The organism is Comamonas sp. 26, from assembly GCF_002754475.1.
Taxonomy (GTDB): Bacteria; Pseudomonadota; Gammaproteobacteria; order Burkholderiales; family Burkholderiaceae_C; genus Comamonas.
This window is the reverse complement of the sequence record NZ_PEFL01000001.1, coordinates 1,548,140-1,566,868: the sequence shown is the minus strand read 5'-3', so window position 1 is coordinate 1,566,868 and position 18,729 is coordinate 1,548,140. Positions and strand designations below refer to the sequence as shown.

Here is an 18,729-nt window from a genome sequence, read left to right as displayed (position 1 = left end):
GCAACGCATCAAAGGCAGCGTTGGCAGATCCAGAAAAAGAACAGGAGGGACTTTTGCACTCAAGAACAATGAAGCCGCGCCATCTCGGCCACTTAATTCCGGCTTTCGCCTTTGTCGCGTGGGCACCTCTGGCCTCGGCACAGCTGAGCGGCAACCCACTCAACAGCCTGCCCCAGACCCCAGAATCCGCAAAGCATCTGCAGGCTGCACCCAAGCCGGTACAAGTACAGCTTGAAAAGCCTCAGCCCAGTCCGCAAGACATCACCAGCGTTCAGGTCGCTGTACGCGGAGTGAATGTTCAGGGCAGCACCGCCATCCCGTTTGAAGAGGTCAGCGCGCTTTTCACGCCCTTCATCAACGGCACACATACGGTGGGCGAGCTGAACACGGCTACCCAGAAAGTCAGTGAGCTCTATCAGCGCCACGGCTATGCGCTGTCCTTCGCCTACCTGCCACCGCAAGACTTCGCCAACGGCGCAGTGCAGGTGATGGTGGTGGAAGGCTTTGTGCAAAGCCTGAATCTGGAAGGCAACTTTGGCCGCTCCGAAGAGTTGATTCGTGAACTCGCCCAGCCCCTGCTCAATGAGCGGCCACTGACGACCAAGACCTTTCAGCACCAGACCCAGTTGATGGCGCGCCTGCCAGGCGTGCAGATCACCGCCTCGGCAAGCCTACCCTCCACCACGGATGGAGCCGTGCCTCTGATCATCAAGTCCAAGCACAAACCCATAGCCGTCACCATCGGCGGCGAGGCGCGCAAACCTACCCCACGCCTTATCGCATCGGTCACTCTCAATGACCCTTTGTGGGCTGGCAGCCAGCTTCAGGCTTCGGCCATGCTGCAAAACCCCGACAAGGAGCGGTTCGGCTCCATTGGCTTTACCCAGCAATTGACGCCCCAAGGGACTCAGGCACGCGTCAGCTATTCCGACTATCGCAGCTTCAATCCGCCGGCCACACGAATTCCGGGCATTGATGATCTGACACAGCAGCGCAAGCTCGACTTCAATATCAGCCACCCCTGGATATTGAGCAACACCACTCAGCTGAGCACCACCGCAGGTCTGTATGCCATCAACTACAGCCGCGAGCTAGCCGACAGCCAGGCATCGCTGCTGCGAGAGGAAAAGGTTCGCACGCTCTATGCACAAATGGCCTGGGCATCTTTTGGGAAGAGCATGACACGCTCGGCATCCATATTGCTGGCCCACGGGCTGGACAGCATGGGAGCCTATAAAAATACCGACCTGCTCGTCGGCAGCCAGATTTACCAAGTCACCAACCCCGCCAAGCTGGACTTCACCCGCGTGAGCGCTGACTACGCCCAGCGCCACCGCTTTGCCAACAAGATGGGAGCAGCCTTTGCAGTCGGCGGCCAATACAGCGCTGATGTACTTCCAATCCCTGAAAAAATCTCCTTCGGCTCCACCCGCTTTGGCCGTGGCTATCAGGCCGGTGAGTTCTCGGGTGATTCGGGCCTGGGTGCCAGTGCCGAGCTGAACTACCAGCTCCCCATCAACCAGCCCTGGATCAAATCTGCCGAGCCATACCTGCTTTATGAATGGGCTCGCACGCACCAGCAAACCAGTGGCATCAGCGGCAACACGCTGCGCTCGGTCAGCCTGGGGCTGCGGGTGTCCGACAACCGTTATTACGCCCTGGATGTCGCCATGAGCAAGCCGCAGGGCGACAGCTCCATTAACAACCCCAGCCGCAAGCTGCGCTACAGCCTGGTGCTGAGCTACAACCTCGACCCGTAAGCCGCTCTGCAAGATGCATTCAAGCCAGGCCGCTGCCCGCCGCAGCGGCTTTTCTTTTTCAAGCTCCGCCCACGGCAAGCCACAATAGCGCCATGAAAAAAAGCGATATCGAGCCGTTTTTTGCCGTGCTCAAGGCCGCCAACCCCACGCCGCAAACCGAGCTGGAATACACCACGGTGTTTGAACTGCTGACTGCCGTGCTGCTCTCCGCACAGGCCACCGATGTGGGCGTGAATAAAGCCACGCGCAAGCTCTTTCCCGTTGCCAACACACCGCAGGCTATTTTGGATCTAGGGCTGGAAGGGCTTGAGAGCTATATCAAGACCATCGGCCTGTACCGCAGCAAGGCCAAGCACTTGATGGAAACCTGCCGCATGCTGGTCGAGTTGCATGACAGCAAGGTTCCGGACAACCGCGAAGCGCTGGAAGCTCTGCCCGGCGTGGGCCGCAAGACGGCCAATGTGGTGCTCAACGTGGCCTTTGGCCAGCCCACCATGGCGGTGGACACGCATATCTTTCGCGTGAGCAACCGCACAGGGCTGGCACCCGGCAAGAACCCGCTGGAAGTAGAAAAGCAGTTGCTCAAGCGCGTGCCCGACGACTACGCCGTCGACTCGCACCACTGGCTGATTTTGCTAGGCCGCTACGTCTGCCAGGCCCGCAAGCCGCGCTGCTGGGAATGTGTGGCATCGCCCTACTGCGACTTCTCACCCAAGACGCCTGCACCCACGGCAGGAAAAAATAGCTAAAAATGCCGATAGCGCTTACAGATAAAGCGCTAGCAGCTATTCTTTTTAAAGTACCAGTCAGCTCTTGGTACTGACGCCAGCCGACTCAAAGCTGGCCATTTCATTAAGCATGGTGCAGGCCGACATCAGCAGCGGCCAAGCCAGCGCCGCGCCTGAACCCTCACCCAAGCGCAGTTGCCAGTCCAGCATGGGCTGGGCCTGCAAATGGGCCAGCATGCGGGTGTGGCCCGGCTCGCCCGAGCGATGGGCATACACACAGCGCTGCAGCACATGGGGTTGCAGACGACTGGCCACCAGCACGGCGGCGGTGGTGATAAAGCCATCCACCACAATCACGCGGCGCTCAGCGGCGGCCTGCAGCACGGCGCCAGTCATGGTGGCAATTTCCAGCCCACCCATGGCCGCCAGCACAGCCAAAGGCTCCTGCACACCCGCATGAAAGTCCAGTACCTGCTTGAGCACGGCAATCTTGCGCAGCAATCCCTCGCTGGAGAGGCCCGTGCCCACGCCCGTCACCGTCTCAATCGATTCGCCGCACAAGCGCGCTAACAAAAGCGATGCGCTGGAGGTATTGGCAATGCCCATCTCACCCAGCAGCAATGCATTGCCGGGCAGTTTTTTGACCAGCTCAGTGCCATTGCGCAAAGCCATGGCGCATTGCAGCTCTGTCATGGCCGGGCCTTGGCTGCAGTCAGCCGTGCCATAGGCCACTTTGCGCCGCCACAGGCGCGGCTCATCGGCCTTGGGCAATTTGTGCTCCGGGTCTTGCTCGCGCACTTCAAAGTCGCGGGCCACACCGCAGTCCACCACATTGAGCGCCACTCCGTTCTGGCGCGAAAGCACGCTCACGGCTGCGCCGCCTGACAGAAAGTTCTCCACCATCTGCCAGGTCACATCGACGGGATAGGCCGACACGCCCTGCGCCGCCAGACCATGATCGGCGGCGAACACCACCATCTGCGGGGCCAACAGCTGTGGCGACTCATTGCCCACAATGCTGGCGATGCGCAGCGCCTGCTGCTCCAGCATGCCCAGCGATCCTTGCGGCTTGGTCTTGAAGTCGAGCTTGTGCTGAACACGCTCGGCCAGCGCTGCGTCGTGAATATCGGCAACCTGCGGGCAGGACCAGAGGGTAGACAGGGAGGAATCAGAGAATTGAGCGGAACTCATGCATAGCAGTCATCCCCGGTGCATCAAAGCCCTGTGCCATCCGCCACCGGGATGCAGACAGCACGTTATTCAAGCCCGCAAGTATCGCGCTTTCGCGGCTCCTTCAAGAGCAAGCACGGGCATCCCACACTTTTCCCAAGAAAAAAGGCCCCGAAGGGCCTTTGTTGCATATGCAATCACCAGCATTCATTGACTGGCTATCAGCGAATCACTTCCTCGACCGTCACTTCACGCAAGATGCCGCCGTCCTTGACGGAGCCACTGACCGCACCCGCTTTCACGCGCTCTACGCAGGCCAGACGATCCACATCGGTCTTGAACACCTGACAGCGCGCCACAGCATTGCGCTCATACTGATTAACACCCTGGCCATCGCCGAGCTGACCTTTTTTCATCTCTGCATTGGCAGCAGCAGCTTCACGCGAAGAGTTGTCACCATATTTGTGATGATGCTTGTGGTGGCCTTTATGGTGATTGTGCTTTTTCATAGCAGGCTTTGGAGCCTGCATTGCTGCTGCAGCCGAATCTGTAGCCGGTTTGGCTTGGTCCATCTGAGCGCTGGCCAGACCCGCCAGCGACAAAACGGCAGCGCCCAAGGCCACTTGAAGGGTACGAACCTTGAAAAAAGTCATAGGTAACTCCATTCCTGAACAGTGAATAGCTTTATCAGCTTGCACGCACTCAGGGTTACGGATAATCGGTTTAGCGCACATAGGCTTGCAGGATAAATCCCACAAACCCATGCACATTGCGCCTATTCGCTACAGAGATCCGGCCTCAAACCATTGGCCTACGCCCTGCGCCAGCCGCGCAAAAACTTGCTCCAGACTGGGTGCATCGTGACCAAACAAGGCGTGAATCACCTCGGCGTTTTCAAACAGCCCATGCAGATAGGTGCCAACCACCGCCGGGTTGCTGCCTTGCCACAACATGCCAGGCAATAGCTCTTGCGCGGGCTGCTCAGCGCCAGCCTGCATATCCGCACGCAGCTCGGTCTGACCGTGGTGGATTTCATAGCCCCGCGCCTGCACGCTGCTCAGTCCATTCCACGGCGCTTGCAGCACGGGCAAGGTCAGTGTGGTGGGTTGCACCGTCTTTTCTTGCGCAAACAGCGTTGCCAGCGGCAGCAAGCCCAGACCTGCGGCGTTGCCATCCACGCCATGCAGATCAATCAGCGCCTCGCCCAGCATTTGCAGGCCGCCACAAATGCCCAGCACGCGCCGGCCTTCGCTGGCATGGGCCACGATTGCCGCATCCAGCCCTTGCGTGCGCATCCACGCCAAGTCAGCCGCTGTGGCCTTGCTGCCGGGCAGGATGACCCAGTCGGCATCGGCAATCTGCGCGGGTGAGCGCGCCCAGACCACGCGCACGCCGGGCACCTGCATCAGCGGCTGAAATTCGTCCAGATTGCTGATGCGCGGGTAGGCAATGATGGCGATGGTGGTGTGAATGGCCTGCCCTGCACCCGTGCTGCCACGGTCGTCGAACACGCCATCTTCTTCCGGCAGGCCGTGGGCGAACTGCATGGGGATGCACGCCACGGTGGGGATGCCGGTTTTCTCTTCAAGCATCTGCGGCGCAGGCGCCAGCAGCGATGCATCGCCACGAAACTTGTTGAGCACAAAGCCTTTGATCAGCTTTTGCTCGTCTTCAGGCAGCAGCGCCCAGGTGCCATACAGGTGGGCAAAAGCGCCGCCCCGGTCAATATCAGACACCAGCAGGCAGTGCGCGTTGCAATGCTTGGCCACGCGCATGTTCACCACATCGCTGGCGTGCAGATTGATCTCGGCGGGCGAACCTGCGCCTTCGATCACCACCACATCGTTCTCGGCACACAGCTCGTCCAGCGCCTGAGCAATCTGCGGCCACACTTTCAGGCTGCGGCCACGCCATGGCATGGCACTCAGCTCGTCGTTGACCTGACCAAAAAGCACGACCTGGCTGCGCGTATCCGCCTCAGGCTTGAGCAGCAAGGGGTTCATACGCACATCGGGCACCGCGCCTGCGGCCAGGGCCTGCAGGTACTGGGCTGTGCCGATCTCGCCCCATTGACCGTCGGACGTGGAGACGACACGGGCGTTATTGCTCATGTTCTGCGCCTTGAACGGCGCGACCTTCAGGCCCTGGCTGCGGTAGTAGGCGCACAGCGCCGTGGCCACCCAGCTTTTGCCTGCGCCACTGCTGGTGCCCAGCACCATGATGCAACGTGCTGTCATGTCTTTAAGTTTCAGATTGGATGGGCAGCACCATGCGTTGCATGATGCGGGCCAGTGCCTCGCCGGGCTGCATGCACAGCCCCATGTGCGAGGGCGATGTCTGGATGATGCTGCTGCGCTTGGCCGTCAGCCAGTGGTAGCGCGCACGCATGGGCAACTGGGCGATGGGGCCGCCATGGGCAGCACCTTCGCAGATGGCCACAATCGCTCCCAGGTGGCGGTGCACGGCTTCCATGTCCACATTCGGATCCAGCGCCAGCAGGCGTGCCTCATCCAGGGCAATGGCAGCCTGCAGATGACCGGTGCGCTGGCAGGAGATGATCACGCCCGCATTCACAAATTCTTCACGCTCCACGCGCGGCATTACCCGCACGACTGCGTAGTCGTACACCTCATGCGCGGGCATCGATCACTCCTTGCAACCAACGGCCACGCTCCGCAAGGCGGGCCACAAAATAATTCACATAGGCTGCGCGGTGGGCCTGCACACCGCTCAAGACATCGCCGTCTTTGTCTGCGACGGCCTGCTCCAGAAAGCAGTCAGGCACCTCCGCCAAAATGGCGGTCAGCACCTCGGGCGTCAGCCGCGCAGCCAGTTCAGCATCCACCTCAGCGATATGGCTGGCCAGCGGCAGCAGCACATGCTCAGAGCTGGGGCCGAAAGGCTTGGCCGGGTCGGCCACTGTGCCATTCCACGCATGGTGAAACGTCAGGCTTGCGCCATGGTCAATCAGCCAAGGCTGCTTTTTGCACATCAGCATATTGGTGTTGCGCGCCGTGCGGTCCACATTGCTGACCAGGGTGTCAAACCACACCAGACGCGAGGCAAAGTCGCTGTCCACCACATCGACAGCCGGGTCAAAGTTGATGGCGCCGGGCAGATAGTCCAAGCCCACGTTCAGCCCGTCGCTGGCGCGAATCAGGTCTTGAATTTCAGGATCGGACTCTGTACGAGACAAATCACCGTTCAGCTGCGTCAGCACGATTTCTGGCACGGGCAGGCCCAGCGCACGTGCCATGCCGCCAGAAATGATTTCGGCCATCAGTGCCCGCACGCCCTGCCCGGCCCCGCGGAACTTGAGCACATAGGTGCCCAGGTCGTCGGCCTCGACAATCGCGGGCATGGAGCCGCCTTCACGCAGCGGCGTGACGTAGCGCTCCACCAGCACAGAGCGCAGCTTGAGGGTTTCAGTGTCCATGGGAAATGGTAGCGTCTCAGGCATGCGGGGTCGGCGTTGCAAGGTCATTGGGTGCGTTCTTCAAGGAGCCCTGAATACTCAGCCACGCCCGCTCCAGTGCGGCCTGCGACACTGGGGGCAGCACGCCCAGCCGTGCATGGCCGGGCAGGCCAAAACTGGCACAGTCCCGCAGCTTGACGCCCTGGGCACGCATTGCAGCCAGTGGCGCAGCAATATCGTCCAGAGGCAAGCGCACCACAAAGTAGTTGGCCTGATGGCCTGCCACCACCTGCCAGCCCAGCTTGGCACACAGCGCCAGTTGCTGCGCCTTCCAGCGACGCAAGGTCACCAGGCTTTGGGCCAGCCATTGCTGCACCTCATCGCTGACCCAGGCCTGCAGCATGGCCACACCATGCGAGCCCACCACCCACGATGCAGCCAGGTCACGCAAGGCTTTGAGTTCAGCGGCAGCCGCATGCACAGGCGCAATCGCATAGGCAGCTCGTATGCCTGTCATGCCCAGCGCTTTATTCGGCGTCCACAGCTGCCAGACGCCATCAAGCGATCGCTGTGGTGCCTCACCCTCCAGCCACAGCGGGCGATAGGCGCAGTCCAGCCCGCGCCACTCCTGCGGCGACGGTGCCTTGCTCCACGCTGGCCAGATATCCTCTTGCACGCCCAGCGGACTGGATGGCTCACAGGCCCAGCTCAGCGCAGGCAGCGTGCTCACTTCAGCGCGGCGACACAGCGCCAGCCGCCAGACGCGGGCAGCCTGCAGGTAGTCGCCATAGTGGTGCGGCGGAAAAAAGACGTTCTTGGCACCACTGCGAACGGCATGCAGGGTGATGCGGTGAATCAGCTCGCTGCTGCTGCCACCAATGACGATGCGCTCTACCGCTACGCCATGAAAGGCGGCCAGTTGTGCCAGCAACTGCGTGTAATGGGGATCAGGGTACTGCGCCACATGGGCAGCCTGCAGCGCCTTGACCGCCATCGGGCAGGGCCCGCAGGCATTGCGATTGGTCGAAAAATCATGCGCAGGCACGCCCAGCGCATCGGTGCCGCCATGCATGGCAGCCACATTCATATCAAACATTCCCAACCAACTTCCACATCCAGAGCGCAATAAAAATCATAGCTATCAGCGCAAGCAGTACCTGCGCTGCAATCACTTTAGACGCTAATTTTACGGACTTATGCAAGTCCTCAGACTCCGGTCCCCGACCCTGCGGGTTGAGCTGATACACACCGGGCTTGGAAAGATGCACACCCAGCGCCAGCGCCATGGCACTCATGGGCCAGCCGCCGTTGGGCGATGGCGTCACGCGCGCATCGCGCCGCAAGCCGCTCCACGACACGCCGCCCGCCACCAGCGCCAACCAGAATGCGGTGATACGCGCCGGAATCCAGTTAAGCACATCGTCCGCCCGCGCCGCCCATTTGCCAGCCCATTGCCAGTGGCGGCGTTTGTCCCCCTGGCCGCGCCAGCTGGGGTAGCCCCACATGGCGTCTGCGGTATTGGCCAGCCGATAGACGGCTGCACCGGGCAAACCAGCCACGGCAAACCAGAACAGCGGGGCGATCACCGAATCACTCAAATTCTCGGCCAGCGTCTCAATCGCGCTTTCGCGCACGGTGGCAGCATCGAGCTGCGCGGTGTCGCGGCTCACCAGCCAGGACAAGCGCTCACGCCCAGCGGGCAGCGATTGCTGCAAGGCCGCTTCTACTGCCAGCACTTCATCTTTGAGCATGCGCCAGGACAGCAGGGGCTTGAGCAGCACGCCCACCGCCAGCCCCCACACCCACCAAGGCGCAAAACCCAGCAGGAACTGGGCCAGCCAATAAACTATAAAAAACAGAGCAGCCAGCGCGCACCACGCAAGCGCTGCAAGGCAAAAACGTCCAAAGTCATTGTTCACCTCGTGGCGTGGCGCAATGGCCTGCCCGGCCCAGCCCAGCAGCTTGCCCATCAGAACCACGGGGTGCAGCCAGACCGGCGGCTCGCCCCAAAGTCTGTCCATCAGCAAGGCGACCAGCACCGCCAGCAAAGCGGCCTGCACATTCCCCGCCCAATGCCACGCGGCCTGATCGCTGGAAGTGAAGGTTTGGTACAACCACACCACGGGGCTGAGGGGAAGACCGATCAGCTCAGCCCAGGTCATTGCCGTCATGTGCCCGTTTTACCCTTGGTCGCAGTCGCCGCAGCGTTATTCGGAACGACGCGCGTGGTATCCCATACATCGTCCATCAGCATGTCTTCGAGTGGCGCACGACAGGCCCATTTTTCTTGCTGCAGCATGGGCGCGGCGTAATACGCATCGACAGGGCCCAGACACAGCACACCCAGCGGGTGGGCTCCATCGGGCATTTGCAGCAGCTTTGCCAGTTGCAGCGGGTCAAAAATCGACACCCAGCCCATGCCCAGCCCTTCGGCACGCGCAGCCAGCCACAGGTTTTGAATGGCGCAGGCGGTGCTGGCAATGTCCATTTCGGGCAACGTGCGGCGGCCAAAGATATGCGCCTCGCGCCCCGGTGGCATGGCGACGACCAGCACCTCGGCCGCATCCAGCACGCCCTGCACCTTGAGCTTCATGAAGTCTTCTTCACGCTCGCCCATGGCGTGGGCGGTGCGCACGCGCTCTTCTTCGACCAGTGCGTGGATTTGCTTGCGCAGGTCCAGACTCTTGACGCGGATGAAGCGCCAGGGCTGCATGAAGCCCACGCTAGGTGCGTGGTGCGCCGCACGCAGCAAGCGCAGCAAAACGTCATCCGCGACCTGCCCGCCCGCAAAGTGGCGCATGTCGCGGCGCTCATAAATGGCGCGGTAGACGGCAGCACGCTCAGCCTCGGTAAAAGGCGTGGCAGGGATGGTGGGTAATGGGTGTGCTTCAGACATGGCGCAATTGTGTCCCTTTGGCACAGGCGCGGATACCTCGTATCTGCCTGCAAGCAGCGAAAAACGGCAAAACGGGCGCGATCCAGGTCAGGGCAGCCAGGCAAGGGCCGCCCCGCCGCGAGGGCGGTTCCCCTCCCTCAGCGCCACAGGGACTGATTAGTCTTCAATCCCTCGCTGAGCGGGAATTCCCGCCTGAAACGCGTGTTTGATCATCGTCATTTCGGTGACGGTGTCGGCCATGTCGATGATCTCCTGCGGGCAGCGGCGACCTGTCAGGCAGACATGCACATCCTTGGGGCGTGCCTTGAGCATGTCCAGCACGTCTTGCAGTGGCAGCCAGCCGTAGATCAGCGGGTAAGTGATTTCGTCCAGCACGACGAGGAAAAACTCACCCGACAAAATATCAGCCTTGGCTTTTTCCCAGCCATCGCGCGCCAGCTGAGCGGAGTGGTCCAGGTCCTTGCTCTTCCAGCTAAAGCCGTCGCCCAGCCCTTCAATGGGCAGACCCACCTGCTCGGCCAGACGGTGCTCGCCAAAGCGGGCTGTCGGCACTTTCATGAACTGATAGACCTTGACGGCCTTACCCCGGCCCGTGGCGCGAAAGGCCAGACCAAAAGCTGCCGTGCTTTTGCCCTTGCCGTTGCCGGTGTTGACGATGATCAGGCCGCGGCGCTCGCCCTCGGGTTTTTCATAGGGCTTTTCGGTGGGAGGCGTTTCAATATGCATAGCTGCTCTCGCTTATCTATCAAGGGCTAAAGGGTAAAAAGACTTAAAAATTTTCAGCGCAGGCGTGGCAGGGCCAGCCACAGGCCATCCAGCTCTCGCACCTGTATGCGGTGCTCGAACACTGCCTCCAGCGCGGCATGGCTGGCCGGGTCGCTGCATGCGCCCTGACGGGTAATCCGCCCGGCCTGCATAACGATGATTTCATCCGCCAGCAACGCAAACGACAGCTCGTGCAGCACGCTGACCACGGTCATGCCCTGCTGCACCAGGCTGCGCGCGGTCAGCATCCAGTCGGTCTGGTGCGGTGGGTCGAGATTGGCCAGCGGCTCATCCATCAGCAAGGTCTGGGCCTGCACGGCCAGTGCGCGGGCCAGCAGCACGCGCTGGCGCTCTCCGCCCGAGAGTTGACCAATGCTGCGCTGGCGCCAGTCCCACGCATGGGTGCGCTTCAGCGCCTGCTCTACCGCCTGCTGGTCAGCACTAGACGCTGGAGCCAGCCAGCCCTGATGCGGCAAGCGGCCCAGCATGACCACGTCATACACCGCCATATCGGCGGACACCTGCTGGTTTTGCCCCAGCCATGCCAGCGCCTTGGCGCGCTCGCGGCCATTCCAGTCGGCCAGCTTGCGGCCTTGCAAAAATACATCGCCGCTTTGCTGCTGGTTGCTGGCACGCATGCCCGCCATGGCGCGCAGCAAGGTGGATTTGCCCGCGCCATTGGGGCCGACGATGGCCGTCCAGCGACCCTTGGGGATTTGCACACTGAGCTGGCGCAGCACTTCGCGCTCGCCCAATTGCACATTCAAGGCTTGCACCGTCAATGCGTTCGTAGCCAGCGCGGCTTGAGTGGCCTGATTGCTCATGCGCCCTCTCCTGCCGACAGCGTGCCGCGCCTGTGCATCAGCCACAGCAAATAGCTACCGCCCAGCACGGCGGTGAGCACGCCCACAGGCAGCTCCTGAGGCGCAATCAGCCAGCGCGCCAGCAAATCAGCGGCCAGCAGCAGCACCGCGCCCATCAGGCTGCTAAGCACCAGCAACCAGCGGTGCAGCGCCCGTACCATGGATCGCACCAGGTGCGGAGCCGCCAGCCCCACAAAAGCAATCAGCCCGGTCTGCGCTACGGCGGTGCCGGTGGCCAGCGCCAGCAGCACAATCAGCAGCAGGCGCAGCGGGCCCAGCGGCAGGCCAAGGCTATGGGCGGTCGATTCACCCAGCGCCAGCCCATCCAGCACGCGGCTCAGGCACCAGGACAGGGCCAGCGTGGGCAGCAGCACCCACAGCATCAGCGCGCAGGCATTCCAGCCCGCAAACGCGGTGCTGCCCAGCATGAAGGATTGCATGGCCTGCATGATGTCGGGGTTCATCAAGAGCACCAGCGATGCGGCTGCGCCCAGCACCACCCCCACCACCACGCCAGCCAGCAACAAGCGCATGGTGTTTTGCACGCCCTTGGCCAGCACCAGCGTCAGCACCACGGCAACCACAGCTCCGGCAAAGGCCGCGCCCGTCACGCCCCAGCGGGCCAGCCCGGCCAACGCAAAGGGCGACACGCCCAGCGCCGCCATGGCCAGCGCCACGCCCAGCGATGCGCCCGATGCACTGCCCAGCAAATACGGGTCCGCCAGCGGATTGCGAAACACGCCCTGCGCAATCGCACCCGCCAGCCCCAGCAAGCCACCGGCCAGCAAGGCCGCGGCCGTGCGCGGCAGGCGAATGTCCAGCACGATTTGCCAGGCCAGCGGGTCATGGCGGGCGTTCAGCACGCTCTCAAAGCCCGTGCTGCCAATGCCTGCACCCAGCAGCGCCAGCAAGCTGCCAGCCAGCGCCAGCCACAGCAATAGCCAGGGGGCGGCCAGCCCGGTCTGCAGTGATTGATTGCGCTTGATTAAGCTCATTGGCTCTTGCCCTGAGCACCGGTGACCGAAACCGCCAGTCGCTGCAGGCAGCGAGCGATGATCTGCGCGCCTTCTGCCATGCGCGGGCCGGGGCGCACCAGTATGTCGGATTGCTCAGGCGTAAAAGCACATATCGCCCCCTGCTTGACGGCACGCATCTGCAACCAGCCCGGATATTCGGGCACGCCAGTTTTCCAGGCACGCTCGCCCGCCATCAAGATGTCGGGGTCAAGCTTGACCACGTATTCGGGGTTGATGCGCGGAAATGGCCCGAGCTTTGCTTCAATCACATTGCGCAGGTGCAGCTGCGTCAAGGTCTCGCCAATAAAAGAGTTTTCACCGGCCGCAAAGGGGCCGCGGCTAGCTTCAAAGTACACGCGCTGGCCGCGTATTTTCTCGGGCACGCTGGCAGCAGCTTTGGCCATATCGGCTTCAATGCCGGACCAGACGCGGTCCGCGCCTTGCGCGGGTGGCAGATTCAGCAGCACACCCAGTTTTTGCAGCACCACACGCGCTTCGGCATGGGTACGCGGCTCAAGCGCCACGACTTTAAGGCCCAGTGCTTCCATGCGCCCTATGGAGCGCGAAGCCATGGATGCCAGCACCAGATCAGGCTTGAGCGCCACAATGCTTTCGATATTCGGATCCAGCCCCCCGCCCACGATGGGCAGGGTCTTGGTGTGCGCCGGCCAGTTGGAGTAGCGGTCCACCCCCACCAGTCGCTCACAGCCGCCCAGTGCGCAAAGGCTTTCAGTGAGCGACGGCAGTAAGCTGACAATGCGCTGCGGCGATTTGGCCAGCTGCACCTTGCTGCCACGCGCATCGGTGATCTGCACGGATTGAGCGGCCACCGGCAACGCAGCGCCCAGCAACCAACCCGCCAGTGCGCCGCCAGCCATGAATTTCGCCATCGCCTTCATGCTTGCGGCCCTTTCAGCGCCAGCGGCAGGCCCGCACACATCAGCGTGGCACTTTCGCAATGCGCTGCGACTTGCTGGTTAAGCACACCCAGCGCATCGACAAAGGCACGCACCTCGCGGCCCATGGGAATCACGCCCAGCCCAATCTCGTTGCCCACCAAAATGATGGGACCAGCCGCGTCATCCAATGCTTTCAAAAACATAGCTAGCTGTGCTTGCCAAGCTTGCGCTGAAGGCATTTTCTCTTCAGAATTTTCAGCCTCTACCGGCATCAGCCAGTTGGTCAGCCACAGCGTCAGGCAGTCAATCACCAGCAGGCGCTCGGGGTGGCTGTGCTGTGCAATCACCTGGGCCAGTTCACGCGGCTCCTCCAGCGTCTGCATGCCGGGCACACGCTCGGCGCGGTCACGCTGGTGGCGCACAATGCGCTCAGTCATCTCGGCATCCCAGGCCTGGCCGGTTGCCACCAGTACCGCTTGATGCTGCACCCCGCTTTGCAGCCACTGGCGTGCCAGCAGCTCCGCACGGCGGGACTTACCGCTTTTTTGACCGCCCAGAATGAACTGCGTACGCGGCATGACGATGGAGAGAGTGCTTGCAACGCTCATGATGAAAACAAAAAAAATCAGGCCTGAATTGTTGCGCCAAAAAGCCCGGCCACGGCGGCGGGGTTGGAAGGAAACCACGCATGAAAGTAGCTGGCCCGTACGCTGCCATGCGCATACAGCGCCTCGCCCCGGTCGGGCTGCACCGCTGCGCCCGGGCGGCTGCTGCGCGTGTGCACCTGCATCGTGGTTTCAAGCCTTGTGTAGTGGAACGTGTGGCCGCGCAGCAAGCCCGTATCCAGCACCAGTTGCTGCATGCCCAGCCCGCCCAGCCGGTTCTGCATGATGACCTGCCCGGGCAGCAGCCCCCACATGGCTTGAATGTGGCCATCCAGACCCGTCACGCCATCGCACAGTGCCAACATGCCGCCGCACTCCGCCCAGACGGGCTTGCCTAGGGCCACATGCTCGCCAATGCCCGCGCGCAGCACCTGATTGGCGTGCAGAGCCTGCGCATGCAGCTCTGGGTAGCCACCGGGCAACCACAGCGCATCGCAAGGCGGCAGCGCATCGCCCGCCAGCGGCGAGAAAAAGCACAGCTCGGCCCCCATGGAGCGCAGACAGTCCAGATTGGCGGGGTAGATAAACGAGAAAGCCGCATCCCGTGCAATGGCGATGCGACGACCAGCCAGCCAGGACTGAGCCTTGGACTGATCGATTGGAGAATCCGTTGAGATGTCTGGCGGCGAAAAGTCCACGCACCAGTCTTGCCAGCTGGGCGCATCTTCTGCGGCAGTCCACAAGCGCTGGCCGAGCGGCGTCTGTGCCAGCGCATCCGCAGCGGCATCAAGTCGCTGCATGGCATCGCTCAGTTCATGGGCCGCAATCAGGCCCAGGTGCCGTTCAGGCAGCAGTGCGGCCGTGCGCGCCTTGGGTGCGTTATCACCCAGTTGCACGCCGGGCATGGCACCCAGCCACAGCGCCGGGTCACGTAAACCTTGCTTGAGCAAGTCAGCATGATGGGCCGTGGCCACGCGATTGGCCAGCATGCCCGCCCAGCGCAGGCCGCTTTGGTAATGCTGCAGGCCATAGGCCAGTGCACCAAACGTACCCGCCATGGCCGATGCATCGACCACTGCCAGCACTGGCAGACCCAGCAGTTGCGCCAGATCAGCCGCGCTGAAGTTGCCGTCAAACAGGCCCATAACGCCCTCGACCAGCATGAGATCGGCCTCCTGGGCTGCCTCATGCAGGCGCTGGCGCACATCCGCCTCGCCGGTCATCCACAAATCCACCGAATGCACGGGCTCCCCACTGGCCAGCTCATGCCAGTACGGGTCCAGAAAATCAGGACCGCACTTGAACACGCGCACCTTGCGGCCCTGCCGCGCATGTAGCCGCGCCAGCGCCGCCGTCACAGTCGTCTTGCCCTGGCCGGAGGCCGGAGCACTGATCAGGATGGCGGGGCAGCGAGTGGTTTTTTCCGGCATTGCGATGGATGTCATGGCTGGCCTGCTTAGTTAGCTTCCCACTTCACGCCGATATAGCCGCTGCGGCCTTCGGTGGCGTAAGTGCGAGCCAGTTCATAACGCTTGTCAGCCAGATTGTTGACGCGGGCCACCAGGCTCCAGTCGCGGCTCAGCTGCTTTTGCGCGCTCAGGTTCCAGAGCGTGTAGCCGCCCAGCACGTTTTTGTTGGCGGCATCATCAAAGCGTTTGCCTGCGGTCTGCATCTCGGCACCCAGCTTCCAGCCTGCGACCTTGGTGTCCGCAGACAGGCTGGCATAGCGCTTGGAGCGGCGGGCCAGTTGCAAGTCCTTGTCCGTATCACGCGGATTCTGGAAGTCCACCGAGCCTTGCAGGTTCACCATTCCCACGCGGGTGCTGGCAGCAAAGGTAATGCCTTCGTAACGGGCATTGGCCACGTTGGCATAGCAGCCGCCGAAAGTTCCGATATTGCCAGGGCAGGTACCTGTCTTGCCCACATAGTTGATGAGGTTCGAAAGGTTGTTGCGATAAACCGTGGCCGAGAAGCTATCGCTGCCCTTGCCCCACTTCAGGCCCAGCTCCACATTGCGGCCTTCTTCAGGCACCAGCGATGAATCGCCATACTGGCTGAAGCGCTGGTACAGCGTGGGTGCACGGAAGGATGTGCCAGCCGATGCCGTGGCACGCCAGTTAGGAATGAACTCGTAGCCATAGGCAGCACTGCCTGTAGTGTGGCCACCAAACTCACTATCGCGGTCATGGCGGGCATTGAGCTGCAACGTGTGCTTGCCCAGATTCAGGCCGTAACCTAGCGCCAGCGCATTCTGCGAGCGCTCGCGACTGCCGATATCCAGGCCGCTGTTGACCAGCTTGTCTTCACGGCGTTCCAGTGCGGCGGTCACGGTCTGCGCGCCCAGCTTCCATTCGTTCTGGAACAGATAGCTGTGCAAGCGTGTATCGGTTTCATAAACGCTGGGCTTGGTCTGATAGAAGTCACGCGACTGCGTGTACTGCAGGCGTGTGCTGTAAATATCACTCCATTTGGCCTGCCAGTTCAAACCCACGGCGCTCATCTTGTAGATGCTGCGGTCATCGTCCTTGCTGACGTCGTAGCCAGAGTTCATGTAGCTGGTCAGCGCAGTGGCTTCTACGCGCTGATTCGCCGACAGCTGATAGCCAATACGGCCGTTGAAGGCATTGCTGCGATAGCCGTCGGCATCAGGATTGGCACCCGCAGACGTTCTTGAATTAAAGCCGTTGCTGCTGGCGTGCGAGACACCCAGGTTGTAGTCCCAGCCAGCCACACCACCGCTGACACCCGCTTGTGCCTTTACCGTGCCACGGCTGCCCCAGCCCAGACCCACGTAAGGCTTGGCCTTGCCTTCGCCCTTCTTGGTAAAGATCTGAACCACACCACCAATTGCGTCCGAGCCATAGACGGCGGCAGCCGGGCCACGCAGCACTTCAATGCGGTCAATGGACTCAAGCGGAATGTCTTGCCAGGAAGCACCGCCGGTAGATTGGGAGTCGAGACGCACGCCGTCGACATAGACAGCCGTAAAGCGCGTATCAGCGCCGCGCAGATAAACGCTGGTTGAAGCACCAGCACCACCATTGCGCACCATCTGAATGCCGGGCAAGCGAGAAAGCACATCGGCCACACCGGCGGCGCCAGCAGCTTCAATGGTTTCACGGTCCACAATGGACATATCGGCCACCAGGTCCGACAAAGGTTGTTCGATGCGGTTAGCCGTGACCACCATCTCCTTCATGCTCACGGTATCAGCCAGCGCAACCTGCTGGGCCTGTGCAGCAGATGCCATGACCAGCAGCGAAGCCAGCAAAGTGGGACGAAGAACAAATGTGGCGCGTACGCGCGATGCCGCCTGTGCAGTGCACAGGGTCGAATATTGCGAACTCATGGAAAGCAGACAAGAAAGACGCTCACGCCAGCCTACCCGCCGACAATGAGCAATACATGCCTGCACACAATGCAGACACACCGTCGTTGGCCGGTATCCGGGCTAGGCGAATCGTCCTTTAGCCAGCCTTCCCAGCGCGCAAGCGCCAGTGGCTTTGATGGAAAAGGTGGAATGCAAAGGCATTCCATTCGCCGACCGTTGCGGGGGCAGCGCAGGCCCGGTGTGCCAGTATTTCTGACCAGCACCTCCCTGCTTCCCGTTGAACTGAGGCCACAGAAAAGCCGCCTCGAGCACCAACAGCTGCGTATTGTAATGAGCGCTGCACTGCGCAAATCCCTCATCTGAACGAGTTGTGTGACGATTGTTTACGTTAAAAATGTCTTTGAGGCACACAGATCCTGCGAAGCGCGCTACTATTTTTGAGAGAAATTTGCAGGTTCCTGACTAGTGCGCTCAAGCAGATGCCTGCCATGGAGCAAACGACTCAATTTGCCCGCACATTAATGCCCATCTAAAGACTGCAAGACCTACAATGGCAGTGTCTATGACCACCCAGCCTTCTCTTGATCTCATTGCCGAGCGTGTAGAGCGTCTGCTGGTGCGCCACGAGGAACTGCAGCGCACCAACACTCTGCTCACCGATCAGGTCTCCGCTCTTACGCAAGAGCGCGATTTGCTGCGTCTGCGCCTGCAGGCAGCACGCGCACGCGTCGATGCCCTGATCGAACGCCTGCCCGCCAACCAGGGAGAGTGACCTTCCGTCACCCCCATCACCAGACCCGCCACTGACGCCCATGAAGCAGATCGATGTGCAAATCATGCAGCAAAGCTACGTGCTGACCTGCCCCGATGGTCAAGAAGAACGCGTACAAGAGGCCGCTCGTCGAGTCGACGATGCCATGACCCGCATTCGCGACAGCGGCAAGGTTCGCTCCCGCGATCGCGTGGCGGTCTTAGCCGCTCTGAACATGGCTTTTGACGTACTGGACCGCGATGCCCAACAGGCTCACATGGTAAATGTGCATGCTGAAATGCAGTCTCTGGCGCAAGAGCAAGCCCCCCCGCCTGAAGTCAGCGAAGCCGCTCAGGCCGAGTTGGAGCGCCAGCAGACGCTTGCAGAGCAACTGGTGCTGAAGCTTGATCAGGCACTTGAGAGCGACACCAGACTACTTTGAACTTTTCAGTCGTCTTGCAAACTCTGAAACAAAGCTGTCATGACTTATGCATGGCACCTAATTCCCGTTAAAATAGAATCGTCTGCAA

Annotated in this window: 19 protein-coding genes and 1 riboswitch; of the genes, 4 read left to right on the top strand and 15 right to left on the bottom strand. The window is 61.5% G+C overall.

Going from position 1 to position 18,729, the window contains the following annotated elements; translation table 11 throughout:
* Positions 1-68 precede the first annotated feature (68 nt).
* Both CLU84_RS07185 and nth read left to right on the top strand, forming a co-directional pair.
* Positions 69-1,760 carry a ShlB/FhaC/HecB family hemolysin secretion/activation protein gene (locus CLU84_RS07185; protein WP_099736607.1) on the top strand — a complete coding sequence of 564 codons (1,692 nt, stop codon included), beginning with the start codon at positions 69-71 and terminating at the stop codon, positions 1,758-1,760.
* A gap of 92 nt (positions 1,761-1,852) precedes the next feature.
* Positions 1,853-2,509, top strand: coding sequence for an endonuclease III (gene nth, locus CLU84_RS07180; RefSeq protein ID WP_099736606.1), 657 nt, complete (start codon positions 1,853-1,855; stop codon positions 2,507-2,509).
* Positions 2,510-2,566: 57 nt separating this feature from the next.
* Here the strand turns inward: nth and cobT are convergent, their stop codons facing one another.
* The 15 genes from cobT to CLU84_RS07105 all read right to left on the bottom strand — a co-directional run bounded on the left by cobT (position 2,567) and on the right by CLU84_RS07105 (position 17,466).
* Entirely contained in the window at positions 2,567-3,679 is a 1,113-nt protein-coding gene (cobT, locus tag CLU84_RS07175) for a nicotinate-nucleotide--dimethylbenzimidazole phosphoribosyltransferase (RefSeq protein ID WP_099736605.1), read from the bottom strand.
* Positions 3,680-3,879: 200 nt separating this feature from the next.
* Entirely contained in the window at positions 3,880-4,422 is a 543-nt protein-coding gene (locus tag CLU84_RS07170; protein ID WP_233209949.1) for a hypothetical protein, read from the bottom strand.
* 18 nt (positions 4,423-4,440) lie between these two features.
* Positions 4,441-5,895 (bottom strand): cobyric acid synthase, encoded by a 1,455-nt coding sequence (locus tag CLU84_RS07165; RefSeq protein WP_099736603.1) that lies wholly within the window; start codon positions 5,893-5,895, stop codon positions 4,441-4,443.
* A gap of 4 nt (positions 5,896-5,899) precedes the next feature.
* Positions 5,900-6,301 (bottom strand): DUF3037 domain-containing protein, encoded by a 402-nt coding sequence (locus CLU84_RS07160; RefSeq protein ID WP_099736602.1) that lies wholly within the window; start codon positions 6,299-6,301, stop codon positions 5,900-5,902.
* On the bottom strand, positions 6,288-7,073 hold the full coding sequence (locus CLU84_RS07155) for a HipA family kinase (protein ID WP_099737910.1): 786 nt from the start codon (positions 7,071-7,073) through the stop codon (positions 6,288-6,290). The genes CLU84_RS07160 and CLU84_RS07155 overlap by 14 nt, the downstream gene beginning before the upstream one ends.
* Before the next feature lie 37 nt (positions 7,074-7,110).
* The gene (locus CLU84_RS07150; RefSeq protein WP_099736601.1) at positions 7,111-8,169 is read right to left on the bottom strand and encodes an aminotransferase class I/II-fold pyridoxal phosphate-dependent enzyme; all 1,059 of its coding nucleotides are present in this window, start codon (positions 8,167-8,169) and stop codon (positions 7,111-7,113) included.
* Positions 8,162-9,244, bottom strand: a complete 1,083-nt coding sequence (gene cbiB / locus CLU84_RS07145) for an adenosylcobinamide-phosphate synthase CbiB (RefSeq protein ID WP_099736600.1) — start codon at positions 9,242-9,244, stop codon at positions 8,162-8,164. Before cbiB ends, CLU84_RS07150 begins: the two co-directional genes overlap by 8 nt.
* Positions 9,241-9,969, bottom strand: coding sequence for a 5,6-dimethylbenzimidazole synthase (gene bluB / locus CLU84_RS07140; RefSeq protein ID WP_099736599.1), 729 nt, complete (start codon positions 9,967-9,969; stop codon positions 9,241-9,243). Before bluB ends, cbiB begins: the two co-directional genes overlap by 4 nt.
* Before the next feature lie 156 nt (positions 9,970-10,125).
* The gene (gene cobO / locus CLU84_RS07135) at positions 10,126-10,695 is read right to left on the bottom strand and encodes a cob(I)yrinic acid a,c-diamide adenosyltransferase (protein WP_099736598.1); all 570 of its coding nucleotides are present in this window, start codon (positions 10,693-10,695) and stop codon (positions 10,126-10,128) included.
* Positions 10,696-10,748: 53 nt separating this feature from the next.
* Positions 10,749-11,558 carry an ABC transporter ATP-binding protein gene (locus CLU84_RS07130; protein WP_099736597.1) on the bottom strand — a complete coding sequence of 270 codons (810 nt, stop codon included), beginning with the start codon at positions 11,556-11,558 and terminating at the stop codon, positions 10,749-10,751.
* The gene (locus tag CLU84_RS07125; RefSeq protein ID WP_233209948.1) at positions 11,555-12,592 is read right to left on the bottom strand and encodes an iron ABC transporter permease; all 1,038 of its coding nucleotides are present in this window, start codon (positions 12,590-12,592) and stop codon (positions 11,555-11,557) included. Before CLU84_RS07125 ends, CLU84_RS07130 begins: the two co-directional genes overlap by 4 nt.
* Positions 12,589-13,512 (bottom strand): ABC transporter substrate-binding protein, encoded by a 924-nt coding sequence (locus tag CLU84_RS07120; RefSeq protein ID WP_099736596.1) that lies wholly within the window; start codon positions 13,510-13,512, stop codon positions 12,589-12,591. Before CLU84_RS07120 ends, CLU84_RS07125 begins: the two co-directional genes overlap by 4 nt.
* The gene (locus tag CLU84_RS07115) at positions 13,509-14,090 is read right to left on the bottom strand and encodes a bifunctional adenosylcobinamide kinase/adenosylcobinamide-phosphate guanylyltransferase (protein WP_099737908.1); all 582 of its coding nucleotides are present in this window, start codon (positions 14,088-14,090) and stop codon (positions 13,509-13,511) included. Before CLU84_RS07115 ends, CLU84_RS07120 begins: the two co-directional genes overlap by 4 nt.
* A gap of 47 nt (positions 14,091-14,137) precedes the next feature.
* Positions 14,138-15,562, bottom strand: coding sequence for a cobyrinate a,c-diamide synthase (locus tag CLU84_RS07110; RefSeq protein ID WP_099736595.1), 1,425 nt, complete (start codon positions 15,560-15,562; stop codon positions 14,138-14,140).
* A gap of 11 nt (positions 15,563-15,573) precedes the next feature.
* Positions 15,574-17,466: a TonB-dependent receptor domain-containing protein gene (locus CLU84_RS07105; RefSeq protein WP_099736594.1), complete on the bottom strand. Its 1,893-nt coding sequence runs from the start codon at positions 17,464-17,466 to the stop codon at positions 15,574-15,576.
* Positions 17,467-17,536: 70 nt separating this feature from the next.
* Positions 17,537-17,779, bottom strand: a riboswitch (cobalamin riboswitch).
* 231 nt (positions 17,780-18,010) lie between these two features.
* Here CLU84_RS07105 and CLU84_RS07100 point away from each other — a divergent pair.
* Positions 18,011-18,220, top strand: a complete 210-nt coding sequence (locus CLU84_RS07100; RefSeq protein ID WP_099737907.1) for a DUF904 domain-containing protein — start codon at positions 18,011-18,013, stop codon at positions 18,218-18,220.
* A gap of 40 nt (positions 18,221-18,260) precedes the next feature.
* The gene (locus tag CLU84_RS07095; protein WP_099736593.1) at positions 18,261-18,641 is read left to right on the top strand and encodes a cell division protein ZapA; all 381 of its coding nucleotides are present in this window, start codon (positions 18,261-18,263) and stop codon (positions 18,639-18,641) included.
* The last annotated feature ends 88 nt before the right edge of the window (positions 18,642-18,729 follow it).

What these genes read in the sequence shown, in the direction of transcription:
- cbiB (WP_099736600.1), bottom strand. Translation starts at nt 9,244, where the DNA reads ATGACGGCAATGACCTGGGCTGAGCTGATCGGTCTTCCCCTCAGCCCC.
- CLU84_RS07110 (WP_099736595.1), bottom strand. Translation starts at nt 15,562, where the DNA reads ATGACATCCATCGCAATGCCGGAAAAAACCACTCGCTGCCCCGCCATC.
- CLU84_RS07105 (WP_099736594.1), bottom strand. Translation starts at nt 17,466, where the DNA reads ATGAGTTCGCAATATTCGACCCTGTGCACTGCACAGGCGGCATCGCGC.
- CLU84_RS07115 (WP_099737908.1), bottom strand. Translation starts at nt 14,090, where the DNA reads ATGCCGCGTACGCAGTTCATTCTGGGCGGTCAAAAAAGCGGTAAGTCC.
- CLU84_RS07160 (WP_099736602.1), bottom strand. Translation starts at nt 6,301, where the DNA reads ATGCCCGCGCATGAGGTGTACGACTACGCAGTCGTGCGGGTAATGCCG.
- CLU84_RS07130 (WP_099736597.1), bottom strand. Translation starts at nt 11,558, where the DNA reads ATGAGCAATCAGGCCACTCAAGCCGCGCTGGCTACGAACGCATTGACG.
- cobT (WP_099736605.1), bottom strand. Translation starts at nt 3,679, where the DNA reads ATGAGTTCCGCTCAATTCTCTGATTCCTCCCTGTCTACCCTCTGGTCC.
- CLU84_RS07095 (WP_099736593.1), top strand. Translation starts at nt 18,261, where the DNA reads ATGAAGCAGATCGATGTGCAAATCATGCAGCAAAGCTACGTGCTGACC.
- CLU84_RS07185 (WP_099736607.1), top strand. Translation starts at nt 69, where the DNA reads ATGAAGCCGCGCCATCTCGGCCACTTAATTCCGGCTTTCGCCTTTGTC.
- CLU84_RS07170 (WP_233209949.1), bottom strand. Translation starts at nt 4,422, where the DNA reads ATGGGTTTGTGGGATTTATCCTGCAAGCCTATGTGCGCTAAACCGATT.
- nth (WP_099736606.1), top strand. Translation starts at nt 1,853, where the DNA reads ATGAAAAAAAGCGATATCGAGCCGTTTTTTGCCGTGCTCAAGGCCGCC.
- CLU84_RS07100 (WP_099737907.1), top strand. Translation starts at nt 18,011, where the DNA reads ATGACCACCCAGCCTTCTCTTGATCTCATTGCCGAGCGTGTAGAGCGT.
- CLU84_RS07165 (WP_099736603.1), bottom strand. Translation starts at nt 5,895, where the DNA reads ATGACAGCACGTTGCATCATGGTGCTGGGCACCAGCAGTGGCGCAGGC.
- cobO (WP_099736598.1), bottom strand. Translation starts at nt 10,695, where the DNA reads ATGCATATTGAAACGCCTCCCACCGAAAAGCCCTATGAAAAACCCGAG.
- CLU84_RS07125 (WP_233209948.1), bottom strand. Translation starts at nt 12,592, where the DNA reads ATGAGCTTAATCAAGCGCAATCAATCACTGCAGACCGGGCTGGCCGCC.
- CLU84_RS07120 (WP_099736596.1), bottom strand. Translation starts at nt 13,512, where the DNA reads ATGAAGGCGATGGCGAAATTCATGGCTGGCGGCGCACTGGCGGGTTGG.
- bluB (WP_099736599.1), bottom strand. Translation starts at nt 9,969, where the DNA reads ATGTCTGAAGCACACCCATTACCCACCATCCCTGCCACGCCTTTTACC.
- CLU84_RS07150 (WP_099736601.1), bottom strand. Translation starts at nt 8,169, where the DNA reads ATGTTTGATATGAATGTGGCTGCCATGCATGGCGGCACCGATGCGCTG.